18 protein-coding genes are annotated in these 21,422 nt (G+C 65.5%); 9 read left to right on the forward strand and 9 right to left on the reverse strand.

The window, feature by feature from the left end; genetic code table 11:
• Positions 1-5 precede the first annotated feature (5 nt).
• From B0G62_RS15940 to B0G62_RS15955, 5 genes are all read right to left on the reverse strand, one after another.
• Complete coding sequence (locus tag B0G62_RS15940; RefSeq protein WP_103705165.1) at positions 6-1,757, reverse strand: ABC transporter permease; 1,752 nt, start codon at positions 1,755-1,757, stop codon at positions 6-8.
• A 213-nt stretch (positions 1,758-1,970) separates the two neighbouring features.
• Positions 1,971-2,141, reverse strand: a complete 171-nt coding sequence (locus B0G62_RS31695; RefSeq protein ID WP_167401278.1) for a hypothetical protein — start codon at positions 2,139-2,141, stop codon at positions 1,971-1,973.
• Positions 2,142-2,996: 855 nt separating this feature from the next.
• A complete protein-coding gene (locus tag B0G62_RS15945) occupies positions 2,997-3,380 on the reverse strand; it encodes a hypothetical protein (RefSeq protein ID WP_244193264.1) in 384 nt (127 codons plus the stop codon).
• A 237-nt stretch (positions 3,381-3,617) separates the two neighbouring features.
• Positions 3,618-4,070, reverse strand: a complete 453-nt coding sequence (locus B0G62_RS15950; protein WP_103705167.1) for a zinc-finger-containing protein — start codon at positions 4,068-4,070, stop codon at positions 3,618-3,620.
• Between the two features lie 144 nt (positions 4,071-4,214).
• Positions 4,215-5,480 carry an MFS transporter gene (locus B0G62_RS15955; RefSeq protein ID WP_103705168.1) on the reverse strand — a complete coding sequence of 422 codons (1,266 nt, stop codon included), beginning with the start codon at positions 5,478-5,480 and terminating at the stop codon, positions 4,215-4,217.
• 318 nt (positions 5,481-5,798) lie between these two features.
• On the opposite strand from B0G62_RS15955, the gene B0G62_RS15960 reads away from it, so the two are divergent.
• Both B0G62_RS15960 and B0G62_RS15965 read left to right on the forward strand, forming a co-directional pair.
• A complete protein-coding gene (locus tag B0G62_RS15960) occupies positions 5,799-6,323 on the forward strand; it encodes a hypothetical protein (protein ID WP_244193265.1) in 525 nt (174 codons plus the stop codon).
• A gap of 113 nt (positions 6,324-6,436) precedes the next feature.
• Positions 6,437-7,783, forward strand: coding sequence for a DUF2325 domain-containing protein (locus tag B0G62_RS15965; RefSeq protein ID WP_103705169.1), 1,347 nt, complete (start codon positions 6,437-6,439; stop codon positions 7,781-7,783).
• Positions 7,784-7,795: 12 nt separating this feature from the next.
• Here the strand turns inward: B0G62_RS15965 and B0G62_RS15970 are convergent, their stop codons facing one another.
• From B0G62_RS15970 to B0G62_RS15980, 3 genes are all read right to left on the reverse strand, one after another.
• A complete protein-coding gene (locus B0G62_RS15970; RefSeq protein ID WP_103705212.1) occupies positions 7,796-8,119 on the reverse strand; it encodes a winged helix-turn-helix domain-containing protein in 324 nt (107 codons plus the stop codon).
• A gap of 254 nt (positions 8,120-8,373) precedes the next feature.
• Positions 8,374-8,985 carry a nitrogen fixation protein NifQ gene (locus B0G62_RS15975; RefSeq protein ID WP_103705170.1) on the reverse strand — a complete coding sequence of 204 codons (612 nt, stop codon included), beginning with the start codon at positions 8,983-8,985 and terminating at the stop codon, positions 8,374-8,376.
• Between the two features lie 48 nt (positions 8,986-9,033).
• On the reverse strand, positions 9,034-9,462 hold the full coding sequence (locus B0G62_RS15980) for a TOBE domain-containing protein (protein ID WP_103705171.1): 429 nt from the start codon (positions 9,460-9,462) through the stop codon (positions 9,034-9,036).
• Between the two features lie 150 nt (positions 9,463-9,612).
• Here B0G62_RS15980 and B0G62_RS15985 point away from each other — a divergent pair, with 150 nt between their 5' ends.
• Both B0G62_RS15985 and B0G62_RS15990 read left to right on the forward strand, forming a co-directional pair.
• The gene (locus B0G62_RS15985) at positions 9,613-10,497 is read left to right on the forward strand and encodes an extracellular solute-binding protein (protein WP_103705172.1); all 885 of its coding nucleotides are present in this window, start codon (positions 9,613-9,615) and stop codon (positions 10,495-10,497) included.
• 13 nt (positions 10,498-10,510) lie between these two features.
• Positions 10,511-12,385, forward strand: a complete 1,875-nt coding sequence (locus B0G62_RS15990) for an ABC transporter ATP-binding protein/permease (protein WP_103705173.1) — start codon at positions 10,511-10,513, stop codon at positions 12,383-12,385.
• Positions 12,386-12,979: 594 nt separating this feature from the next.
• Here B0G62_RS15990 and B0G62_RS15995 read toward each other — a convergent pair.
• Positions 12,980-13,996, reverse strand: coding sequence for a hypothetical protein (locus B0G62_RS15995; protein ID WP_103705174.1), 1,017 nt, complete (start codon positions 13,994-13,996; stop codon positions 12,980-12,982).
• A gap of 748 nt (positions 13,997-14,744) precedes the next feature.
• Here B0G62_RS15995 and B0G62_RS16000 point away from each other — a divergent pair.
• The 5 genes from B0G62_RS16000 (at position 14,745) to B0G62_RS16020 (ending at position 21,408) form a co-directional block, all read left to right on the forward strand.
• Positions 14,745-16,112 (forward strand): DUF2957 domain-containing protein, encoded by a 1,368-nt coding sequence (locus B0G62_RS16000; RefSeq protein ID WP_103705175.1) that lies wholly within the window; start codon positions 14,745-14,747, stop codon positions 16,110-16,112.
• Between the two features lie 161 nt (positions 16,113-16,273).
• Complete coding sequence (locus B0G62_RS16005; protein WP_167401280.1) at positions 16,274-17,512, forward strand: DUF2957 domain-containing protein; 1,239 nt, start codon at positions 16,274-16,276, stop codon at positions 17,510-17,512.
• Between the two features lie 227 nt (positions 17,513-17,739).
• Complete coding sequence (locus B0G62_RS16010; protein ID WP_103705213.1) at positions 17,740-18,585, forward strand: OmpW/AlkL family protein; 846 nt, start codon at positions 17,740-17,742, stop codon at positions 18,583-18,585.
• A 111-nt stretch (positions 18,586-18,696) separates the two neighbouring features.
• On the forward strand, positions 18,697-19,584 hold the full coding sequence (locus B0G62_RS16015; protein ID WP_103705177.1) for a MerR family transcriptional regulator: 888 nt from the start codon (positions 18,697-18,699) through the stop codon (positions 19,582-19,584).
• 252 nt (positions 19,585-19,836) lie between these two features.
• A complete protein-coding gene (locus B0G62_RS16020) occupies positions 19,837-21,408 on the forward strand; it encodes a flavin-containing monooxygenase (RefSeq protein ID WP_103705178.1) in 1,572 nt (523 codons plus the stop codon).
• The last annotated feature ends 14 nt before the right edge of the window (positions 21,409-21,422 follow it).

Here is a 21,422-nt window from a genome sequence, read left to right on the forward strand (position 1 = left end):
CCATCTCAATCGAGCCGCAGCCGGGATTCGGCATAGGTGTAAAGCGGACGCCAGAGCACGCGGTTAAACAGCGTGACGAACAGGGACATCATCGCGATGCCCAGAATGATCTTCGGGAAGTCGCCGGCGGCGGTCATCTGCGCGATGTAGGCGCCCAGACCATGCGCCTGGAGCCGCGTATCGCCCCACTGCACGAATTCGGCGACGATGCTCGCGTTCCACGCGCCGCCCGAGGCCGTGATCGCGCCCGTGACGTAATACGGGAAGATGCCCGGCAGCATCGCCTGACGCCACCATTGCCAGCCGCGAATGTGGAAATTCTTCGCGGCTTCCTTGTAGTCGTTCGGATAGGCGCTCGCGCCCGCGATCACGTTGAACAGGATGTACCACTGCGTCCCGAGGACGATCAGCGGCGAGAGCCAGATATCCGGGTTCAGGTGAAAGCGCACGATGACGATCACGAACACCGGGAACAGCAGGTTGGCCGGGAACGCGGCGAGGAACTGCGCGAGCGGCTGGAATTTTTCGGCGAGCGCGGGACGCAGGCCGATCAGCACGCCCAGCGGCACCCAGATCACCGACGCAATCGCGATCAGCAGCACCACGCGCAACAGCGTGATGAGGCCGAGCACGAACACGTGCCAGACTTCGTCGAGCGTCACGCCCGTGCGCACGTAAGCGACCGCGCGCCAGACCACGAACACCGTGAGCGCGATCACGCAGACCGACCAGACGATGTCGCCCACGCGCGAGCGCTTGCTGCGCGTGGTGCTGATCGCGGGCATGGCCTTCGGCAGTTGCGCGCGCACCGGAATGCGCGCGAGCGTCGCGAGCAAAAAGCCCATCGGCACGAGCAGGCGGTGGATCAGACGCGTGCGGCGGATCAGGTCGAGCAGCCACGATTCGGGCGCATCGCCGGAACTCGTGTTTTCCATGCGGAACTTGTCGGCCCAGGCGACGAGCGGACGGAACAGCAACTGGTCGTAGGCGAGAATCACGACCGTCATCGCCAGAATCACCCAGCCGACCGCGTGCAGATTCTTTTCAGTGATCGCCTGCGCCAGATACGCGCCGATGCCCGGCAGCGTGATCGTGTTGTTGCCCACCGTGATCGCTTCGGAGGCCACCACGAAGAACCAGCCGCCCGACATCGACATCATCATGTTCCAGATGAGGCCCGGCATCGAGAACGGCACGTCGAGCTTCCAGAAACGCTGCCAGGCCGTCAGGTGGAAGCCCTTCGACACTTCGTCCAGATCACGCGGCACGGTGCGCAGCGACTGGTAGAAGCTGAAGGTCATGTTCCAGGCCTGGCTCGTGAAGATCGCGAAGATCGCCGCGAGTTCGGCGCCCAGCACGCGCGAAGGAAACAGCGCGAGGAAGAACGTGACCGTAAAGGAGATGTAGCCCAGCACCGGCACCGACTGAAGAATGTCGAGGATCGGCACCAGCACCTGGCCCGCGCGCCGGCTCTTGGCCGCGAGCGTGCCGTAGACCAGCGTGAAGACCAGCGAGGCCACCATCGCCGCCAGCATCCGCAACGTGGTGCGCAGGGCGTATTCGGGCAGGTTCGCGGGGTCGAGCGAGATCGCCTGGGTCTTGAGCGTCGAGATGGGCGCCATGGTTTCGTGGAAACCAACGGCCGCCATCGCGATCAGGCAGATGATGAGCGGAAACGCGACGAAGTCCCAGCGATTGGGCAGCACGCGCCACGCCGAGGCGTTGGCCGTCCGGTTCAGGTTGAATCTGAACTCCATTAGCGGCCTCCGAGGGCAAAAATGCGCGCGACGCCACCTGCGCAGGGTGCGCGGCGGATCGTTCGCAGTGAGCGGTTGAACTGATTCATGTCTTGAAGCACCAGCGTTCTGGGTGATGCGCGGCCCTCGCGCCTGGCTTTCCTCGCCTCACTGACTTCGTGGGCGACGGTGCCGGCGCGGGACCGTTCTCGCGTCTGACTCTTGAAAATCCCGTCAGCCCCGTGCGCCAGGGAACACCCGTGCGCGCAAATCACGCCAGCGCGCGGCGAGTCTCGAAGTACGGCAGGGCGGCGTGGCCGGCGCGCGCTGGCGGGCGCCGATCACATCGGGATGCAGGGTGTGCTGCGTTTGCGGCAGGTGCGGCAGAAGAAGGCCGAAGTTCATGCTGAATCTCCTCGCGTCTCACCCATCGGTGGACGCCTTGGCGAGGAAAGTCAGCAGACCCGGCGGCGCGCGCGATGCAATCGGGCAATTCGGCGCGCAACGACGGCTTACGTCCGCCGGCTTTCCTCAAGAAATATCGAAAGGAAGCGGCATAACGGATAACTGTCACTGTCGGACATCGGAACTCCTTATCGTCACGGCGGCGTGCGAGGCGAGCCGGAGGGCCTGGCCTGAAGCGCGACGCGAGTGGCGGTCCGCGCATCGGCTTCGGTCGGCTAGCGCATGGCCAGGCGACACCTGGGATGCGAAAAACAAGCGGCGAACGAAGCCATGAGCGGGCCGTGCCGGGAGCGCGAACGCTCACGGCGCGATATCGGTCCTGCGCTGCGCGAAGTGCGGCGGCGCGGGATCGACGCTAATTAGCGTGCACGAGGATTTACTGCTGGACGCGCACCATCTGCCTGGCTGGCAAGACGGCGGCTGAAAGAAAGGGAGCGCGGACGTCCTGCCGGTCAGGCAGCGAAACTATTCGAAGATCGACAACTGCTACTGTCCAAGGCGTCAGCCCCTTTTGTTAAGACGGGCGAATTTTAGTCACGCACCCTGCCTGAAGTCAACACGATTCGCGCCGTTCGTCAAATCCCGTGCCAATGCCGCCACAGCGCCGCCGGACGGCCTGTCACGCGGATTCGGGACGGATCCGGGCAAGCGCTGCGAAACCGTTCCCATAAACGGCTGCGAGGCTCGGGAACCGATCAGCAAAAGGCATTCGCGTTATTGCGCAAATCGTGTGCCCGAAAGTCTGCAAAGCGGGCTGCAAAGGGTCTGCGAAGGGTCTGCAAAGCGGCCCGCCGCTCAGGCGCGCTTGCGGGCCTGTTGGCGTGTATCGCCCGCGCGCATGCGCTCCAGCCGCTCGCTCGCTTCGGTCAGCACCCACAGCGGCGCGCTCTGCAATTGCTGGTCGTACACGGCGATCACGGCCTTGATGGCGTCGAACTGCGCGTCGTCGATCAGCCATTCGCCCTGCGTGCCGCCGCGCGAGAAGCACGCGAGGATCGCTTCGTCGGCGGGGCCGATCTGCTCCGGCGTGAGCGTGCCGTAACCGGCTTCGGCGCTCGCCTGGGCCAGCCAGTGAGCGTGCAGGATGGCCTGCGCATCATGCTGGGAACCGCCCGCGTGTAACGCGGCCAGCGCCAGATGCACCTGCAGGGCGAGTTCGTCCGCGCTCGCGCGCGGCATCGGCAGCAAATCACCCTTGGCCCGATGCCGGCGGACGCGGGCGGCTTGAACATGTTGCGGGAAAGGAATCGTTCTGGCCATGTCGCACAAAGGAAATCAGTTCAGGTGCAATAACGGCACCTCCCGCTCAAGGTTGAGCACTGATTGACTACGCCAATGTAACGATTGGTGACAACCGGTAAGGAGTGCGCCCGGCGAAAGCTGCCGGGCGGGCGTTTGCGGACGTTTGGCCGGTCTTTATCGCGCGTCGTCGGTGGCGCGCCGCGCGGCCATGAAGGCTTCGACGTGACGAATCGCCGCTTCGCATTGATCGAGGGTCAGATGGTGGATCGAGGGATTCGGCAGGTCGAAGCCCAGTTCTTCGGCGATCCAGCGCAGCGCCCGGCCGCGCGCCTCGAACACGTTGACCTTGTCGCGCCGCACCTTCGCGGCGACCAGCGGTTCGAGCGCATCGTGCAGGCGGCTCTTGGCCTCGCGCAGCGCCGCGTTGGCGAGCCGCCCCAGCGGCACATTGCGCGTGCTGCGCGCGGGCACGCCGATCCACGCCTCGCAGGGCGTGCAGACCCACAGCGGGCCGTGATCGTCGCGGTACGGATAGGCTTCGTCGCCGAAGCGGGCGAGCAGCGCCTTCGCGCCGCAATAGTCGCAAAGCGGCTGCGGCAGCGCCTTGACCGGGCGTCCTACACGCATGAGTGGCTCCTTCGGGTTACACGGGAGGGAGTCGTCGATTGCATCGTTACCTTTCAGTTTCCAGTTCCATCCGCAAAAGCATAGCGGCAAACGGCGTGCTTTCGTCTCGCCGGACGGCTTAAGCCGCCTGGCCAGGGTGGCGCATCAGTTCGCGGCCGCCGTGGCGGGTTCCGGCTCGCGTTCGAGCGATCGGGTGTCGCGCAGCGCGGGAAAGAGCCTCATCCAGACGAGCGCCACGCAGATCGTCGCGACGCCGCCCACCAGCACCGCCGGCTGCGCGCCCCACCATCCGGCCGTCAGCCCGGATTCGAATTCGCCCAGTTGATTGGACGTGCCGATGAAGAGCGAATTGACCGCGCTCACGCGGCCAAGCGTTTCATTGGGCGTGCGCAATTGCACGAGCGAGCTGCGCACGACCACGCTCACCACGTCCGATGCGCCGAGCACCGCGAGCGCGATCAGCGAAACCACGATGTTGTGCGACAGCCCGAACGCGATGGTCGCGAAACCGAACACGATCACGCCGCCGAACATCGCAAGGCCTGGCCGCCGCCGCAGCGGGAAATGCGCGAGCCAGATCGTGCCCGTCAGCGCGCCCACGGCCGACGCGGAGCGCAGCAGGCCGAGTTCGAGCGGCCCCGCGTGGAGAATGTCGCGCGCGAAAATCGGCAGAAGCGCGGTCGCGCCGCCGAACAGCACGGCGAACAGATCGAGCGAAAGCGCCCCCAGAATCACCGGCTGGGAGCGGATGAAGGCGATGCCCGAGAACACCGATTCGAGCGTGACAGGTGCGCGCGACGCAGGCTTCGTGTGCAGACGGATATTGGAGGACAGAACCGCCGCGAGCGCGAAGGAGATCGTGCAGGCCAGATACGCCGCCCCTGCACCGACGCCATACAGCAGACCGCCCAGCGCCGGCCCGAGGATCTGTGCGGTCTGGGTCGCCGAGGTGGACCAGGCCGTCGCGTTGGGCAGCTTCGCACGCGGCACCACGCCGGGCAGCAGCGACGAGATGGCCGGCGACTCGAAGGCGCGCGCCGCGCCCACGCAGGCCGCCAGCGCATAAATGATCGGCGCGCTCAGCCAGCCGCCGAAGGTGCCGCACGCGAAGGTCAGTGCGGCGGCGCATTCGATGCTCTGGCAGACGGCGGCGATCCGTCGCCGGTCATAGCGATCGGCGACGTGACCCACCACGAGCGTGAGCAAAAACATCGGCAGGAATTGCGCGAGGCCAACGAGGCCAAGCGCAAACGCGCTCTTTGTCAGTGCGTAGATATGCCAGCCCATCGCGACGGCAAGCATCTGAAAAGACAGGGAAGCGAGCACGCGTGCGCCCCAGAAACGCTGGAAACCGGGATGACGCGCAAGACTGCCGGACGCGGAGCCGGAGTCGGATAAGGGTGTATTCATTGGATGGCGAATAAAGCCGGAAACAAAGCCGAAAGCAAAGCCAAAAACGCGCGGGGCGGCAGACGCGGCAGCGCGTGGAGCGGATCGGAAAGCCGACAATTCTAGAACAACGGACGCGCAGGCACCGGAAGGGCCTGTTGCGCCGGACATAGCGGTCACGAATACCGGCTATGGATACCGGCCATGAAGCGGCGAGCGATCCGCCTATCGATATATCCATTAGAATACATCGAGTCCGGCGCGCGTTCCGTGCGCCGTTTGTGCGTCGTTTGTATGCGCAGGTCCGCGAAAGGTGGGTAAGTGAGCAGTCGGCCCTTGATGATGAATTCCGCCGTCACGGCGATTTCGGTAACGCCGGCGCGCGCGAGCGCCCCTGCCGGCGCCCCAGCCAGCGGCCTGCCGGCGACGATCACGACGCTGCGGCCCGCCAGCGGCCATGACCGCGCGGAACGCATTCGCGACGTCGTCGACGCATTCCGGCGGCTGCGCGAAAGCCTCGCGCGTTTCAACCGCCTGCTAGCGGCGCGCGCAGGCGAGGAACCCGCGCGCGGCGCGGCGGACAGCGCGCTCCAGCCGCTTTTGAGCGCGCTCGCTCGTCACGTCGATCCCGCCACCTTCGCGCGGTATCGCGAACTCAAGCGCGCCATCCGCGATGCGCGCCGCCTCGACAAGACCCGCGAAACGCTCTTTTCCGACGCCTTCTGCCTCGATATCGAGGCCATGCGAAGGACCGCCGCGGAACTCGAACGGCTAGATACGGCCTTTGTCGGCCTATGCGTCGAGCATGTTCTGGCGCAGCACGAGCAACGCTCGCAAGTCCCGGGCGACACGCACACAGCCTGATCTGGCCGCTTGGGACGCCAGCCGAACATCGCTATATTCCATGATATATTGCGCTATCGGTATGCGGCCCGCCTATATCGCCGGCCCGCGCTTCCAACCGGACAGAGGTCACCATGCACGCACCGCCGTTTCGCCTCGCTCGCGCTTCAGGCGCCGCGACGCCGGACGAGGCGCCGCATCTGCGCGCCTTCGCTCCCGCCGCCGACTGCTGCGGCCCCTCGCAGGCCGAACTCGACCGTTCGCGCCGGCGCACGCGCCTGGCCGACCTGGACGCGCATCTGCACTGTTCGATCATCGGCACCTGCCTGTCCACCCATGAGTTGCGCAAGCTCGTGCCGAAATACGCGCCGCTCGACGGCCAGCGCGCGAGCGACCTCGACATCCATCACACCGCTGTCGAACTGGCGATTCAGGGCGGCGCGGGCGGCAAGGCGCTGCAAAAGGCGCTCGACACGCGCTATGCGGGCGCGCTGCGGCGCTTCTCCAGCGCGCGCGACGCCGACGCCGTGCTGGCGCTGTGGAACGAAGCGCGCGCGAGCGGCGACATTCCACCCGCCTACTGGGCGCTGATGTCCCACCCGGAAACGACGATGGAAGTGCGTCAGGCCGCGTTCGGCGACCTGCACATGCTTTCGCACCTCGTCGGCGCGGCGAACCGTGCGGACCTGCGCCGCCTCGTCGTGCTTGAAGAAGAGAACGCGGCTTTACAAGCCAAAATCGAGCGCCAGCAGGCGCGCCTGCACGAGATGAGCCGCGAGCGCGACGCAGCCCGCGCGGCGCTCGACGAACACACCACGCGCGCCGTGGCGCAACGCGAAGTGCGGGACGAGTCGGCGCTACACGCGCAGATCGCGACGCTGCGCGAGGCGCTGGCGGCCCGCGACGCGCGGCTCGCGCTTGAAACCAGCCGCCGCGAAGCCGCCGAGCAGCGCGCCACCGCCGACGAACACGCGCTGCGCACCGTGCGCATGCAACTGGACGAAGCGCGCACGCTGATCGACGCGTTGCGCGCGGAGGCATACGCGATGGAAAGCGCCATCCATGCCGACGGCGACGCCGATGCCGAGGGCAGCACCGCACGCGCCCTGCCGCGCGAGGCGCTCAAGGGTCGACGTATCGTTTATGTGGGCGGACGGCCCGGTTCGAATCACGCGCTGCGGCGCTGGGTATCGGCGGCGGGCGGCGAGCTGACGGTGCACGACGGCGGCATCGAGGACCGCAAGGGCCTGCTGGCGGCGGCGCTCGCGGGCGCCGACATGGCCGTGTTCCCGGTCGATTGCATCGACCACGATTCGATGAACATGCTCAAGCGCGTCTGCGAGCGGCATCAGGTGAGCTATCACCCGCTGCGCACCGCGAGCCTCGCGAGCTTTGTCGAGTTGATGGTGCGGCTGCACGCGGGTTCCACGCCGGCGCTCACCGCCGTGCCGGTGTCGCGCTTTTGCCTGCGCCACGGTTAAGGCGAAGCGCGCTCAGCCCTTCACGAGCTTGATCAGCGCGGCGATTTCGGGCGCGCAGGCCGCGGCCGCGCGCGCTTCGATGCCGCGATAGAGCCGGATGATTTCCTCGCCGACCGGCGTGAGCGTGCTGCCTCCGCCGCTCTGCCCGCCATGCTCGGACACCGTGGCCGGCGATTCGAGCGCGCGGTTCAGTTCATCCATCAACAGCCACGCACGCCGATACGACATATTGAGGCTGCGCGCCGCCGCCGAGATCGAGCCGTGATCGCGCACCGCCTCCAGCAGTGAAACCTTGCCAGGCCCGAGCGCGACCGTTTCGCCCTGGATGACGCGCATGCGAAAACGCACGTCGGGCTCACGACGCGCCGACGGGCTGGCGGCATCGCTCGTTCCGGATGCTGGCGGAGCCGTTCGCGCGGTCGAGTCGGGATTCGAAGCGGGATTCGAATCAGGATTCACGGCGGGCTTCGAAGCAGCGGTTTTGCGCTCCCTGGCGGGCGCCGGCGGGCGGTCTATGGCGGATGTGGTCATGGCCGCAAGCATACACGATGGATTTCGCGCATCCCATGCCCGACGGGGCACCAAGGGCGCTAGGAACCTTGAACGGCGGCCTTGCCGCCCGGAAAGCAAAAACCAAAATCCTCGCAGCCGGGACAGCCTGGCGCCGGTCCCGGCACGCCGCCAACAGACAACGCCAGTTCGCGCGCGAGCAGCTTTTTCCAGCGCAGGTTGTCCGTGTTGCGCACAACCAGTTCGGGAAAGAAACGCGTGAGCATCTGCGTGACGTCATCGCGGCCGGACAGGCCGAGATCGCGCCACAGATGGTCGGGCCGCAGGCACGCGTGCGCGAGGATCGTGGCGAGACAGCGCGCGTCATCGGCATCGACTTCGGGGGCGGCCAGGCCGACCAGGAAATCGCGCATTGCCGCCACGAAAGCCGCGTGCGCCTCATCGAGCACCAGGAGCGCTTCATGCTGCGGTGCCGCGAGCGCGCCGCCCGACGCCGCGAAATGCCGTGCGGCCAACGCCCCCAGCGTGGCCGCCGACAATCCGAGCAAAGCCCGTTCGCCGCGCACTTCGCGGGCCGCCACGAGGCGCGCGAACAGCCACGCATCGGGCGAACGGGCGCCACCGGGCACGCCGGTCAGGCTATCGCGGCACTGCGCCGCGAGGTGTTCGAAATCGGACAGCGAGCCGGTCATATCAGACACCTTGCGCGCGACGTCATCGACAACAGGCAGGCAAGCGCCTCAAGCGTCGACGCCGATGATGACGCTCGACGCCTTGAACAGCGCCGATGCCGGCTTGCCGGCCGCAAGACCGAGGCGGTCCACGCTCTCGTTCGTGATGATGGCCGCGATCTGCGCGCCGCCTGGCGCGGCGATCACGACTTCGGCGTTCACCGCGCCCTTCGTGAGCGATGTCACGCTGCCCGTGACGACGTTGCGCGTGGACACCTTGGTCGTCTCGCCGTCGACCATCAGGATCACCGACGACGCCTTCACGAGCGCAAATGCGGGCTTGCCGGCCGCGAGACCGAGCGAAGCCGCGCTGCCGTGGGTGATGATGGCGACGATTTCCAGGCCGCCGTCGGCGCGCAGCGTGACTTCGTCGTTGACGGCACCGTGCTTGACCGAGGTGATCTGGCCGGTGAAATGATTGCGGGCGCTGGTACGCATGATGGTCTCCTCAAGATTCAGGCGCCCAGTGTAGTCGCGCTAGTCCGGCACGCACAGGTGTTATCGCGAAGATTGGCCATTCGGATAAGCACAACGTTGCGCCAGGACGTCGTAATATAAGCACCTTTATAACGGTACGGGGTAGAACAGATGATCCGCAAGATGATCGCATCGGTCGTGGTGATGTCGGGCGTGCTGGCCGCGAGTTCGAGTGCATTCGCAGCAGATGACAGCGATGTGAACGTGCTCTACGCAGGCTCGCTCGTGAACCTGATGGAAAAGAGCGTCGGCCCCGCGTTCGAAAAGGAAACGGGCCTGCATTTCAAGGGCTATGCGGCCGGCTCGAACAAGATCGCCAATGAAATAAAGGGCAAGCTGCGCCGCGGCGACGTGTTCATCAGCGCAAGCCCCAAGGTCAATTCCAGCCTGATGGGCGAAGCCAACGGCAATCATGTTTCGTGGTACGTGAATTTCGCCGAATCGCCGCTGTTGATCGGCTATAGCGCGAAGAGCCGTTTCGCGAACGACTTCAAGACGAAGAAGTGGGATCAGGTGCTGCAGGAACAGGGCATCCGCATCGGCCGCACGGACCCCAAGCTCGACCCGAAGGGCGCCTTCACCGTCGAACTCATGACGAAGGCCGCTCAGGCTTATAACCAGGCGGATCTCGTCGAAAAGACGCTGGGCGCGCCGGACAATCCCGAACAGGTGCTGCCGGAAGAAACGCTCGTGGGCCGTCTGCAATCGGGTCAGCTCGACGCGGGCTTCTTCTACTCGACCGAGACCTCGGACCTGAAGATTCCGTCGATCCACCCGGCGCCCGAACTGAAGATCAAGGCGAACTACACGCTGACGATCCTCAACGACGCCCCGAATAGCGCGGGCGCTGCGCGCTTCGTCAACTTCCTGCTCTCGGCGGAGGGCCGCAAGCTGCTCGCCGAGCATGGCGTCGATGTGACGAAGCCCGCCGTCAACGGTAACGGCCAGGCGATCCCGCCCTCGGTGCAAGCCGTGATCGACGCCGCGCAGCAGTGAGCCCGATGCAGTCATGACGCAACCCGTGCAGCGCGCCGCAAGGCCGCTCTGGTGGCTGGGCGCGCTGCTCGCGGTCTATCTGTGCGCGCCCTTTCTCGCCAGCATTCCGCAGATCGGCCAGGCGGACTGGGCCAACGTCGACTGGCACGCCACCTGGTCGGCGGTCGGCGTGTCGGCGGGCAGTGCGAGCGTGGCGGCGCTCCTGATTCTGGTGAGCGGCGTGCCGCTCGGTTACTGGCTCGCGCGTTCGAGCGCGCGCGGCGTCGCCCTGCTGGGCTTCGTGGTGCAGTTGCCGCTCGCGCTGCCGCCGCTCACGAGCGGCATCCTGCTGCTGTTCCTGCTCGGACCGTATAGTCCGCTCGGGCTGCTGTTCAACGGCGCGCTCACCGATTCCTTCACCGGCATCGTGCTCGCCGAAACCTTCGTGGCCGCGCCGTTTCTGATCGTCGCGGCGCGCTCGGCCTTCACCGCCGTCGATCCCGTCTACGACGACGTCGCCGCCACGCTCGGCCATCACGCCGCCAGCCGTTTCTTTCGCGTCACCCTGCCGATCGCGTGGCCCGCCATTCGCGCCGGACTCGCGCTCGCGTGGCTGCGCGCCTTCGGCGAGTTCGGCGCAACGGTGATGGTCGCGTATCACCCGTACTCACTGCCGGTCTACACCTACGTGGTGTTCGGCGGCCAGGGGCTGCCTGCGATGATGCCGCTGCTGTTGCCGACGCTCGGCATTGCGATCGTCTGCGCGGTGCTCTCGGTGTACACGCGCGGCGCGCGCGCGACGCTGGCGGTGAGCGTCGATAACGGCGACGAGCTCACCGCCATCACGCCCGCCGCCACTGCAAGCGAAGCCGCCGACCTGCGGCTGTCGTTCGCGGCGAAGCGGCACCTGGGCGCATTCACGCTCGACGTCGCCTGGCAGCCGCGCACGCGGCGGCTGGCGATCATCGGGCCGTCGGGCTCGGGCAAGTCGCTCGCGCTGCGCATCATCGCGGGGCTGGAGGCAAACGAAATCGGCACAAGTTCGGGCGCGGTGATGCTCGGCACGACCGATCTCGGCGTGCTACCGCCCGAGCGCCGCCAGATCGGCTATATGCCGCAGGATTACGGTCTTTTTCCACACATGACGGTGGCGCAGCAACTGGCGTTTCCCGTCGACGCCGATACCGCCAGCGCGCGCTACTGGCTCGCGCATCTGGGCCTCGACGCGCTCACGCAGCGCCTGCCCCGCCAGCTCTCGTTCGGCCAGCGCCAGCGCGTCGCGCTCGCGCGCGCGCTCACGCGGCACAGCCAGTTGCTGCTGTTCGACGAGCCGTTCGCGGCACTCGACACGCCGCGCCGCCGGCGTCTGCAGCAGTCGCTGCGCGCGCTCCAGCGCGAGATCGCGGCGGTGACGGTAATCGTCACGCACGATCCCGACGAAGCGGCCCTGCTCGCCGACGAAGTGCTCGTGATCGAACAAGGCCGCACGTTGCAGGCCGGTCCCATCGACGCGGTGTTCGCGCGGCCCGCCTCGACGCGCGTGGCGGAACTGCTCGGTCTGCATAACATCGGCGAAGGTGTCGTGCGTGGAGCGGGCGAGATCGAGACGGCAAGCGGCCTGCGGCTGCCTTGCGCCGATGTACGTGGCGACGCGACGACCATGCCAGGTTCGCGCGTGATGTGGCGGGTTGCGCCGCGCGCGCTGCGCGCCGCGCCCGACGGCCGCTGGGAAGGCTGCATCGCCGGGACGTCGCTGCGCCACGGCGACCGTTATGTGACGATCGAACTGGAAGGAGAACTGTTCGACATTCCCGCCGACGATTGGGCCGACTCGCAGGACGGCCCGCGCGCGCTGCGCTTCGAGATCGATGCGGGCGGCGTGACGGTGTGGACGGCAGGCTCCTCCTGAAAAAGCTCACCTTTGGATTGGAAGCGGCGACGCGAAGGCGTCGTCGTTTTGCGGGCGAGGGCTTGTTTCAAGGCGTTTTTGCCCTTGCATATCGATCGGCAAGCGATCAGACCGCCCTCCAGAACAACGCTCCCGAATATCCTCACCTCAGGCATTTCCGGGCGCATCAGGGCGCAAATCCGAAAAGCGATTCGCACCGATTAACCTGGGACTACCAGGAAAATTCTCCAGCAAACAGGCCTCAATCCAGCGTTTTTTGCGCCGATACCGATTGGCTGCGCGCACGAGTGCGGTGAATCGCCGACGTTCCGGATCCCTCACCACACGGCGACTTCACGCTTCGGACTGCCACCTCCCGAAAACCCTCACCATAGGCATTGCACGTCATCGCCCCACGGGCGTTTGCAATCGCCACGCGTGACCTGGGACTCCCAGGAAATTTTTAAGCATGATTCACGGAGAAATCGCGTGATTTCTTGCGCGAACCCTATCCCTGCAGTGAGACAAACAGGGTTAGCCAAAATCACCTCACGCTTCGCAGAGCCGACTAACCACAGGCGCACCAGGCTCCCGAATACCCTCACCTATCGGCCTTCAGATCACAAACCGGCTGTCCACGTCCAGCACCTTCGGCAACGGGATGAGGTCCGCGCGAGCGAAGCGCACCAGCGAAAACGCACGCACGCCGTCCGGGCTCGCCGGAATATGCGCGAGCGGAAAGACGATCTGCGCGCCGCCATCGGCCTGTTCCATCACGACGTTCATCGGGCTGAGCGTCACCTGCCGCATTACCACGTTGGCGTGCTGCGCAGGATGCCCGAGCACGTCGCAGATGACGTCCAGTTCGTGCTCGATCGCATCCGTCTTGAGCCCGAGCGCGCCCAGCGCCTGCTCGTTGGCCGCGATTTCCGCCTCCAGCCGCATGAGTTCCGCCGCGTCCGCCTGCACGCGCTGACCCACCATGCGCTGCGTGCCCGCGCCCTGACGGGTGAGCAACTGGCGGCGCGTGCGCAGCAACGCGCGCTCCTCTTCGAGCGCGTCGCGGCGCGACTCGTCCGCACCGATCTGCGCGAGACCCTCCAGCGCGATCTGCTCGACCACGCGCTGCACGATCTGCGCGCGCAGATCCGCTTCGGATTCGCCGCACACGCGCACCTGATGATCGTCGAAACTCAGCGTGGTCTGGGCGACGTCGGTATGCACCTGATCGCCCTGCTGCCTGACGCCAAAGCCTCGGCGCTCGTTCATCGCCATGCCCAGCACCGCCCAGGTCTCGCGCGCGAGCAGATGGCCATCGAACCAGGCGTGCAGTTCGGGCGAGCGGCTCAGGACGTGCGCGATTTCATCGGGTGCGGCGAAGAAGGCGTGGATATAGGGATCGGCGAGCCAGTTCGCGGCGCTCGCTTCGCGCGCGGGCGGCAGGCGCTCGACCAGTTCGCCGATGTAGGCCTGCGATATGGCGAGCGCGGGCACGAGGCGCTCGCGATACGCGCGCGCCAGCTTGAGCGAGGGGCTGAGCACCGTCAGCCGTTCGACGAGCGCGCGGGTCTGCGCCGTTTCCTGGAGCGGCTGCGCGCGTTTGCGTGGCCACAAGCGGTCGAATAGTCCCATCGGGCAACTCCGGAGTGCGGTGCGGGCGCTGATGGCCCGCGCGGATCAGTATTTATACCGTTTGTCATTATCCGGCCGATGATGGGAGGCCATTTATCCCCTCCTGAAAATACTCACCTTTAAATCCGCCGCCAGTCACTTTGATTTAGAAAATCTGCAAAGCGACTTGAGTTGATTCAAAAAAAGGCACTTTTCTGCCTTTTGAAGTCGATATCTGCTCCCGCAGATACTCACCTTTGCCCTCTAAAGCGCGGATTGTGACTTCACGGCGGGAATTCGAGCCTCACTGGAACAAGACCCGTCACGCTCCCGAAAAGTCTCACCCTTACACCGTGACACGACCAGCGCCCACTCCCGAATTCCCTCACCGTCGTCACATAAACGCGAGGCAAAACACTTCGCACAACCGCCAAATGGCTTTATCTGGATGTCGAATTAAATCGGCATCAATAAGAGCAGCGTAATTCTTCCTCCGCGCCTGGCTTGGTACGCCGTTGCGCGAAACGATTCGTACGCAACAAGCATAGCTTTCGCCGGGAACGTCGATTGCTCAGCCGCCCCGCCATGCGGGCCGCATGCGTAACGGACGCATCAGGACAAACCCCTGTTGCCGCAGTCCCAAACCGTGACAGCGCAAGCGATGCGGCCCGCTGGCGCGGTTTTAGAGTGATTCGTTCAATTGACAGCGCGCAATGTCATGATCCAATCTTCAGCGCATAAATTATTACGAGACAGGGAGGGCAGACATATGTTGGAGAGCATTGTCCGCTGCGTCGCGCTGGCCGCAGCCGCAACGCCGCTTCTGGTCGCATGCGGTGGAGGCAAGGCGAGCGATCCGTCGGCCATCAATCCGGCGCAATGCTCGGGATCGACCTGCACGGGCCAGGGCGCACCGGCCAGCGCGACCGCTGCGACGGCGCTCTGCCCGGCCGACGCCGACATCGCCAAAAACACGTATCTAGGCGGCGCCGGCAGCGGCGAAGTGGTGAGCCTGAGCATCGATCCGACGAAGATGACCTACTCGCTGACCTTCCTCGCGTCGCCGATTCCGGCGCAGGCTAGCTCGGTGCAGAACACGCGTGCGGGTCTCACGATCACCGGCGCGGTCCAGCATCCGCCGAGCGGCGCACTGCCCACGGCCGCGCAGATCGCCTGTGCGTTCCAGCTTCAACAAGGCAGCGGCACGCTCAACGGCAGCACCTACACCACGGCCTATAACGCCAACAATCCGCCCACGATTTATGTGGGCTTCGGCGTGGCGGGCGGCGGCATTCCGGGCGCGACGGTCAACATCACGGGCGACAGCACGGCCGCGCTGCTCTTCAGCAACGTGAAGTCGCGCACCTTCGACTTCTATCCGTTCCTCGCTTTCTCGTCGGTCAGCACGAGCATCGCGGATCTGCAAGGCAACTGGAACGCGCTGCTTTACCACATCGTACCGACGCAGAACTTCGCCTCGGCGGCCACCACGGCGCAGGAAACCTACGACGCGAGCGGCAATTGCAGCGTGACGAGCGGCGCGACCAACACGCAATGCGACACGGCCTCATCGCAATGGGCCGCGGATTCCGCCGGCAGCTATTTCACGAGCAGCAACGCCCCGCAGATCCAGTCGCCGACCGTTTCGTTGCTCGCGCACGGTGGGTCGAGCCATCTGATCCTCGGCAAGCTCAACGGCAAGATCGTGCCGGTCGTCGTGCGCACCGGCTACGTGAACGAGGGCCTCACTTCGCTCGCCGTGGATGACGAATCGGGCATCGCGATGATGGCGCCGGCCACCAATCTCACGTCGGGCTCGTTCGACGGCAGCTTTATCGGCGCCGACTCGAACTTCGCCTACACGGCCACGCTCATCAACGGCCAGACGGGCGGCTTCCTCAAGCCCTCGACGATGACGACGCAAAGCACGTTCGCGCTCGATTACACGCAGACGCATCCGGGTCTGATCGTAGCGACCGACAACAACGGCAAGACCGGCAACGTAATCGCCGTGGGCGGGCTGTACGGCATCTTCCTGAACGGCGAGGAAAACGGCGGCGTCACCTCGACGTCGGCGAATAGCGAAACGTCCAACTCGCCGTACTTCGGCGTGGGTGCGCTGATCCAGCCGCAATAGTTGAAACATCTGCATCGTCAATTGATTTGGATTGCAGATTAATAATAAGCAGCACGCAGCAAGCCAGAACGGGGCGCCACGACAGGGAGCCGGCGCCCCGCCTACAAGAATGAATCTGGAGACGCGGTATGCAATCAAAGCCCTTCGCGAAGCGCCTCGCCATGGTTGGCGTCGGCGCACCGCTGATGCTCACGCTGGGCGCCTGCGGCGGCGGCGGTAACAGCAGCCCGCCGCTGGTCGAAACGGCGCTCTGCCCGACCACGCTCGATTACAGCACGGTCTATACGGGCGGCGGCGGTGACGGCGAACTCGTCAAACTGCAGCTCGACACCACGAAAAAGACCTGGCAGATCACCTACGTGGAATCGCCGATTCCCGCGACCACCGGCACCGTCACGCCCACGCGCAAGGGCCAGGTGGTCTCGGGCACGATCACGCAGGAAACCGGCCTGCCCACGGCCAAGCTCAACCAGTGCGCGTTCCAGTTGAACGGCGCGAGCCTCGATCCGAGCCGCCCGGCGCGCGTGTTCATCGGCATGGGCGTGGCGGGCGGCACGATTCCGGGCGCGCAGATTCAATTCGCCGGTTCGGGCGGCATCGGCGTGGTGCCGGACACCACGTTCCCGTATTACCCGTTCATCGCGTTTTCGTCGATCGAAACGAATATCGCCAACGTGGCCGGCACGTATAACCAGTTGGGCTATCACCAGGTACCGTCGCAGAACTTTCTGCCCGCCGCCGTGGACGCGAAGATCACCATCAACGCCGACGGCACATGGCAGGAGTGCGACAACACCGGCGTGAACGCGGGCAAGTGCCAGCAGCCCGGCACCAATCTCACGCAGTCGGGCGACGGCAGCGGCGCGTTCGAAACCGATAACTTCCAGGGGCAGGTCAAGCCCACGCTCGTCACCGGCAAGAACGCGGCGAAGGGCTTCATGATCGTCGGCAAGCTGCGCAACCAGCTCGTGCCCGTACTGGTGCGCACGGGCGTGGCATATCCGACGATCGGCACCGATCCGCAGAGCGGCGCAACCGGCCCGGTCGCCGACGACGAATCGGGCATCTCGGTGCTCGCGCCGCAAACGGCCATCACGCAGGGTTCGCAGGACGGCGAGTACATCAGCGTCGATAGCCAGTTCGACTATCGCACGCTTGCCCTCAGCGGCACCCAGGGCACGCTGCTCGATCCATTCAATGCTTCGCAGGCCTCGCTTGCGACGGCGCTCAACCTGGACTTCACGCAGAGCGTGCCAGGCGTCGCCACGACCACGCACGTGGGCGCATCGACCGGCTCGACGCCGACCGGCAAGATGACCTTCACGGGCGGCGTGTTCAGCTTCCTCGATTTGACGAATGCGTCCGCGCCGTACTTCACGGCTGGCGCCTTCGTGCAGTGACACATGCCTGTGCGCATGCACGTCCGCTTTTACGTAACGATGCAACGATGCAGCGATCAACGAGGGACCCGCTGCCCATGAGGTGACCGCTCCACGCCGCGCGCGCGATGCCACGCTTGTCATCGTGCGCGCAGGCGAGCCGCAAGGCGCGCGCAGGACCGGCCGTTCACGAGACGGCTGCCGCACGCGGGCAGGCCACCCGAACCTGAGAGAAACAGGGAGGAATGATGAGACGTACTGCGAAGGCGGCAGCAGCGGCCGCCGTGGCAACGTGCGCCGCCGGTATTTCCACGGCGGCGCATGCCCAGCATGCGGGCGACAACGTGGCCGTGCTCGGCTGGTTTCACGTCGCGCCCCAGCAATCGAGCACGCCGCTCACCACGACCGTTGCGCCCACACCGATCAACACGCCGTTGCGGCTGCCGGGTTCGTTCACGTCGGCGGGAACCGGTCTGTCGACCAGCAAAGCGGATACGGTCGGGCTGGTGTTCACGCACTTTCTGACCGATCACATCGCGATATCGTCGGTGGCGGGCGTGCCGCCCGCGTTCAAACTCTACGGCCACGGCACCATCAAGCCGCCGGGACCGGCCGGCGCGCTCGGCAGCCAGAATCTGAGCAATCCGGCCACCAACCCGATTGTGACGAGCGTGCGTCAATGGAGCCCGGCGTTGATCTTTCAGTACTACTTCCGGGATGCGGATGCGAAGTTCAGGCCGTTCGTGGGCGTAGGCGTGTCATATAACTGGTTCTCGTCGATCCAGCTCAATCCGAACTTCGTGAAGGCCACGCAGGACGATCTGGGCGCCGTGCTCGCCGCGGGCGCGGGCAAGCCCGGGCAGACGCAGGTGAGCGCGAAGGCGTCGTCGTCATGGCAGCCGGTGTTCAACGTCGGTGCGGAATACAACATCACGGCACACCTGGGACTCGTGGCGTCGCTCACCTACATTCCGCTGAAGACGACATCTTCCGTGATCGTGAAGGCCGCGGACGGCAGCGAGCTGGCCGTGAGCCGCGCCGAACTGAAGGCCGATCCGCTCATTTCCTTTCTCGCGGTCTCGTACAAGTTTTGAGTCACGGGGCAGGGGCCATCGTAAGCGTCGTGCGCGCAAGCGCACGATAGTCGAACGATTGGATGGCGCACCGTCTCGCGCTCGCACGACGGCTCGCGCTAAAATCGGCGCATGCCGAAATCGTCCACGCCCCCCGAGACCGAACTCGCGCCCGAGCGCGCCACCGACAGCGAATACACCGTCGATGAACTCGCGCGCGTGGCGAATACGACCGTGCGCAACGTGCGCGCGTATCAGGACCGCGACCTGCTCATGCCGCCCGACAAACGTGGCCGCGTGGGCATCTATAACGACTCGCACGTCGCGCGCCTCAAACTCATCAACCATCTGCTCGCGCGCGGCTATACGCTCTCGAACATCCAGGATCTCATCAAGGCCATCGACGATGGCGGCGATCTGCGCTCTATCCTGGGCCTGGAGAACGCCATCGGCGGGCCGTGGTCGCATGCGCGTCCCAAAACCTATTCGCTGCCCGAACTGATCAAGCTGTTCGGCCCGCAGGCGCCCAGCAACCTGACGCGCCTCGCGGAACTGGGCCTGCTCGAACGCAAGGGCCTCTCGTTCGTCGCGCGCAATCCGGCCATGCTCGATGCCGCTGCGGCCACGGTGCGCGAAGGCATCCCGGCGCGCGAGCTGCTCGACGTGCTCGAAGAAGCGCGCCCGCATTTCGACGCCATCGCGCGCGTGCTCGTGGAAATGGTCGTGCGCCATCTCGACCGCTACGATCAGGGCGCGCTGCCGCCCGCCACCGACATGCCCGCGCTCGTCGACGCCATCTGGCGGCTGCGCCCGCTCTCCACGGTGTTCGTGGAGAACGAAATCCTGCGCGCGCTCGAAGAACAGTCGAGCGACTATCTGGGCGGGCGCGTCGCCACCATCCTCGACCAGAAGCTGGGCCGCCGGGGCACGCCCGAGCCACAATCGGCCAGCGCGCAGGCCGACGAAACCGCCGAAAAAGCGCCCCGCGCAGCCAAAAAGGCCGCCCGCAAGAAGCGCTGATCGTGCGCCGCACCATGCCCTGAACGCGGCGTAACGCCGCGTTTTTCTATTGCGGCCCCGTTTTTTCTTCCCCCTTTCGCGCATCTGCGAAATCCCGAAAAGCCAGGCCAGGCGGGCGTTTCCACGCGTTCTCGCCGCCCGCGCGCAATTCCTGGAATGCTTCCTCTAGCCTCTTGCGCGCGGCCGTCTCGCGCACTATGTTTACATCATTCAATGTAACAGTTAATAATGAACCATAGGGAGACGCTCCGGATGAACGCACCCACCCGGTTTTTCGATGGGGCCGGCGACGGCCGCTTTGGCGAGACAGTCGGCGTCGCCATCATCGGCACCGGCTTCGCCGGGCTTGGCATGGCGATCCGCCTGCTGCAGCGCGGCCACACCGACTTCGCCGTGTTCGAGAAGGCCGGCTCCGTGGGCGGCACCTGGCGCGACAACCACTACCCCGGCTGCGCGTGCGACGTGCAATCGCACGTCTATTCGTTCTCCTTCGCGCCCAATCCGCGCTGGACGCGCATGTTCGCGCCCCAGCCGGAAATCCGCGCCTATCTGAACCGTTGCGTGGACAAGTTCCGCCTGTCGCCGTGGCTCAACTTCGATCACGAGCTGGCGAGCGCGCAGTGGGACGAGGCCGCGCACTGCTGGCGCCTGGCCTTCGCCAACGGACGGCGTCTCTCGGCGCGCGTGCTGATCTCGGCGATGGGCGGCCTTTCGCGCGCCGCGCTGCCTGCCATTCCCGGCGTGGAGACGTTCAAGGGCAAGGCCTTCCACTCGCAGCACTGGGACCACGGCTACGCACTCGAAGGCAAGCGCGTAGCCGTGATCGGCACGGGCGCGAGCGCGATCCAGTTCGTACCGAAGATCGCGCCGCAGGTCGCAAAGCTCGCGCTGTTCCAACGCACGCCGCCGTGGATCATGCCCAAACCCGACCGCGCGCTCTCGAAGTTCGAGCAATGGATGTTCCGCTCGCTGCCGTTCACGCAGAAGGTCGCCCGCGCGGGTCTCTACTGGATGCTGGAATCGCGCGTGCTGGGTTTCGCGATCCATCCTTCGCTGATGAAAAACGTGCAGAAGCTCGCGCTGCGCCATATCCACCATCAGGTGAAAGATCCCGCGCTGCGCGAAGCCGTCACGCCCGATTACACGATCGGCTGCAAGCGCGTGCTGATTTCGAACGACTACTATCCCGCGCTCACGCGCGCCAACGTGAGCGTGGTGACCCACGCGATCGAGCGCATCGATGCAACGGGCGTCGTCACCGCCGACGGCCGCCATCATGAAGTCGATTGCCTGATCTACGGCACGGGCTTCCAGGTGGCCGATCCGTTTGCGCGGGGCACGATTCTCGGGCGCGGCGGCGTGGATATCGTCGATACATGGCGTAACGGCGCACATGCGTACCTGGGCACCAGCCTGCCTGGTTATCCGAACTTTTTCATGATCGTCGGCCCGAATACGGGGCTTGGCCACAACTCGATGGTCTTCATGATCGAGTCGCAGATCGAATACATCCTGGGCGCGCTCGATGCGATGAAGAAAGATCGCGCCGATTCAATCGAGGTGCGTGCGCAGGTGGAAGCGCGCTACAACGAGCGCATCCAGTTGAAGCTCGATCGTGCGATCTGGTCGGTGGGCGGTTGCAAGAGCTGGTATCTCGATCCGCGCAACGGCAAGAACACCACGCTCTGGCCGGGCTTTACGTGGCGCTTCCGGCAGGCCACGGCGCATTTTTCCATCGCCGAGTATCAGGTGTTTCGTGTGCCACGTCATGAGGAATCCGAATCGACGCTTGCGGTAACCGCACAAACGACAGAAGCGGCTTGATCGCCAGAGGGAGA

This window comes from Paraburkholderia eburnea (assembly GCF_002917095.1).
Lineage (GTDB): Bacteria > Pseudomonadota > Gammaproteobacteria > Burkholderiales > Burkholderiaceae > Paraburkholderia > Paraburkholderia eburnea.

Bases quoted from the DNA above. Each gene is read 5' to 3' on its own strand.
- B0G62_RS15945 (WP_244193264.1), bottom strand. From the start codon at position 3,380: ATGCCGCGCGCGAGCGCGGACGAACTCGCCCTGCAGGTGCATCTGGCG.
- B0G62_RS15990 (WP_103705173.1), top strand. From the start codon at position 10,511: ATGACGCAACCCGTGCAGCGCGCCGCAAGGCCGCTCTGGTGGCTGGGC.
- B0G62_RS15985 (WP_103705172.1), top strand. From the start codon at position 9,613: ATGATCCGCAAGATGATCGCATCGGTCGTGGTGATGTCGGGCGTGCTG.
- B0G62_RS15955 (WP_103705168.1), bottom strand. From the start codon at position 5,480: ATGAATACACCCTTATCCGACTCCGGCTCCGCGTCCGGCAGTCTTGCG.
- B0G62_RS15980 (WP_103705171.1), bottom strand. From the start codon at position 9,462: ATGCGTACCAGCGCCCGCAATCATTTCACCGGCCAGATCACCTCGGTC.
- B0G62_RS16020 (WP_103705178.1), top strand. From the start codon at position 19,837: ATGAACGCACCCACCCGGTTTTTCGATGGGGCCGGCGACGGCCGCTTT.
- B0G62_RS15995 (WP_103705174.1), bottom strand. From the start codon at position 13,996: ATGGGACTATTCGACCGCTTGTGGCCACGCAAACGCGCGCAGCCGCTC.
- B0G62_RS16000 (WP_103705175.1), top strand. From the start codon at position 14,745: ATGTTGGAGAGCATTGTCCGCTGCGTCGCGCTGGCCGCAGCCGCAACG.
- B0G62_RS16015 (WP_103705177.1), top strand. From the start codon at position 18,697: ATGCCGAAATCGTCCACGCCCCCCGAGACCGAACTCGCGCCCGAGCGC.
- B0G62_RS15960 (WP_244193265.1), top strand. From the start codon at position 5,799: ATGATGAATTCCGCCGTCACGGCGATTTCGGTAACGCCGGCGCGCGCG.
- B0G62_RS15975 (WP_103705170.1), bottom strand. From the start codon at position 8,985: ATGACCGGCTCGCTGTCCGATTTCGAACACCTCGCGGCGCAGTGCCGC.
- B0G62_RS16005 (WP_167401280.1), top strand. From the start codon at position 16,274: ATGGTTGGCGTCGGCGCACCGCTGATGCTCACGCTGGGCGCCTGCGGC.
- B0G62_RS15950 (WP_103705167.1), bottom strand. From the start codon at position 4,070: ATGCGTGTAGGACGCCCGGTCAAGGCGCTGCCGCAGCCGCTTTGCGAC.
- B0G62_RS31695 (WP_167401278.1), bottom strand. From the start codon at position 2,141: ATGAACTTCGGCCTTCTTCTGCCGCACCTGCCGCAAACGCAGCACACC.
- B0G62_RS15940 (WP_103705165.1), bottom strand. From the start codon at position 1,757: ATGGAGTTCAGATTCAACCTGAACCGGACGGCCAACGCCTCGGCGTGG.
- B0G62_RS16010 (WP_103705213.1), top strand. From the start codon at position 17,740: ATGAGACGTACTGCGAAGGCGGCAGCAGCGGCCGCCGTGGCAACGTGC.
- B0G62_RS15965 (WP_103705169.1), top strand. From the start codon at position 6,437: ATGCACGCACCGCCGTTTCGCCTCGCTCGCGCTTCAGGCGCCGCGACG.
- B0G62_RS15970 (WP_103705212.1), bottom strand. From the start codon at position 8,119: ATGCGCGTCATCCAGGGCGAAACGGTCGCGCTCGGGCCTGGCAAGGTT.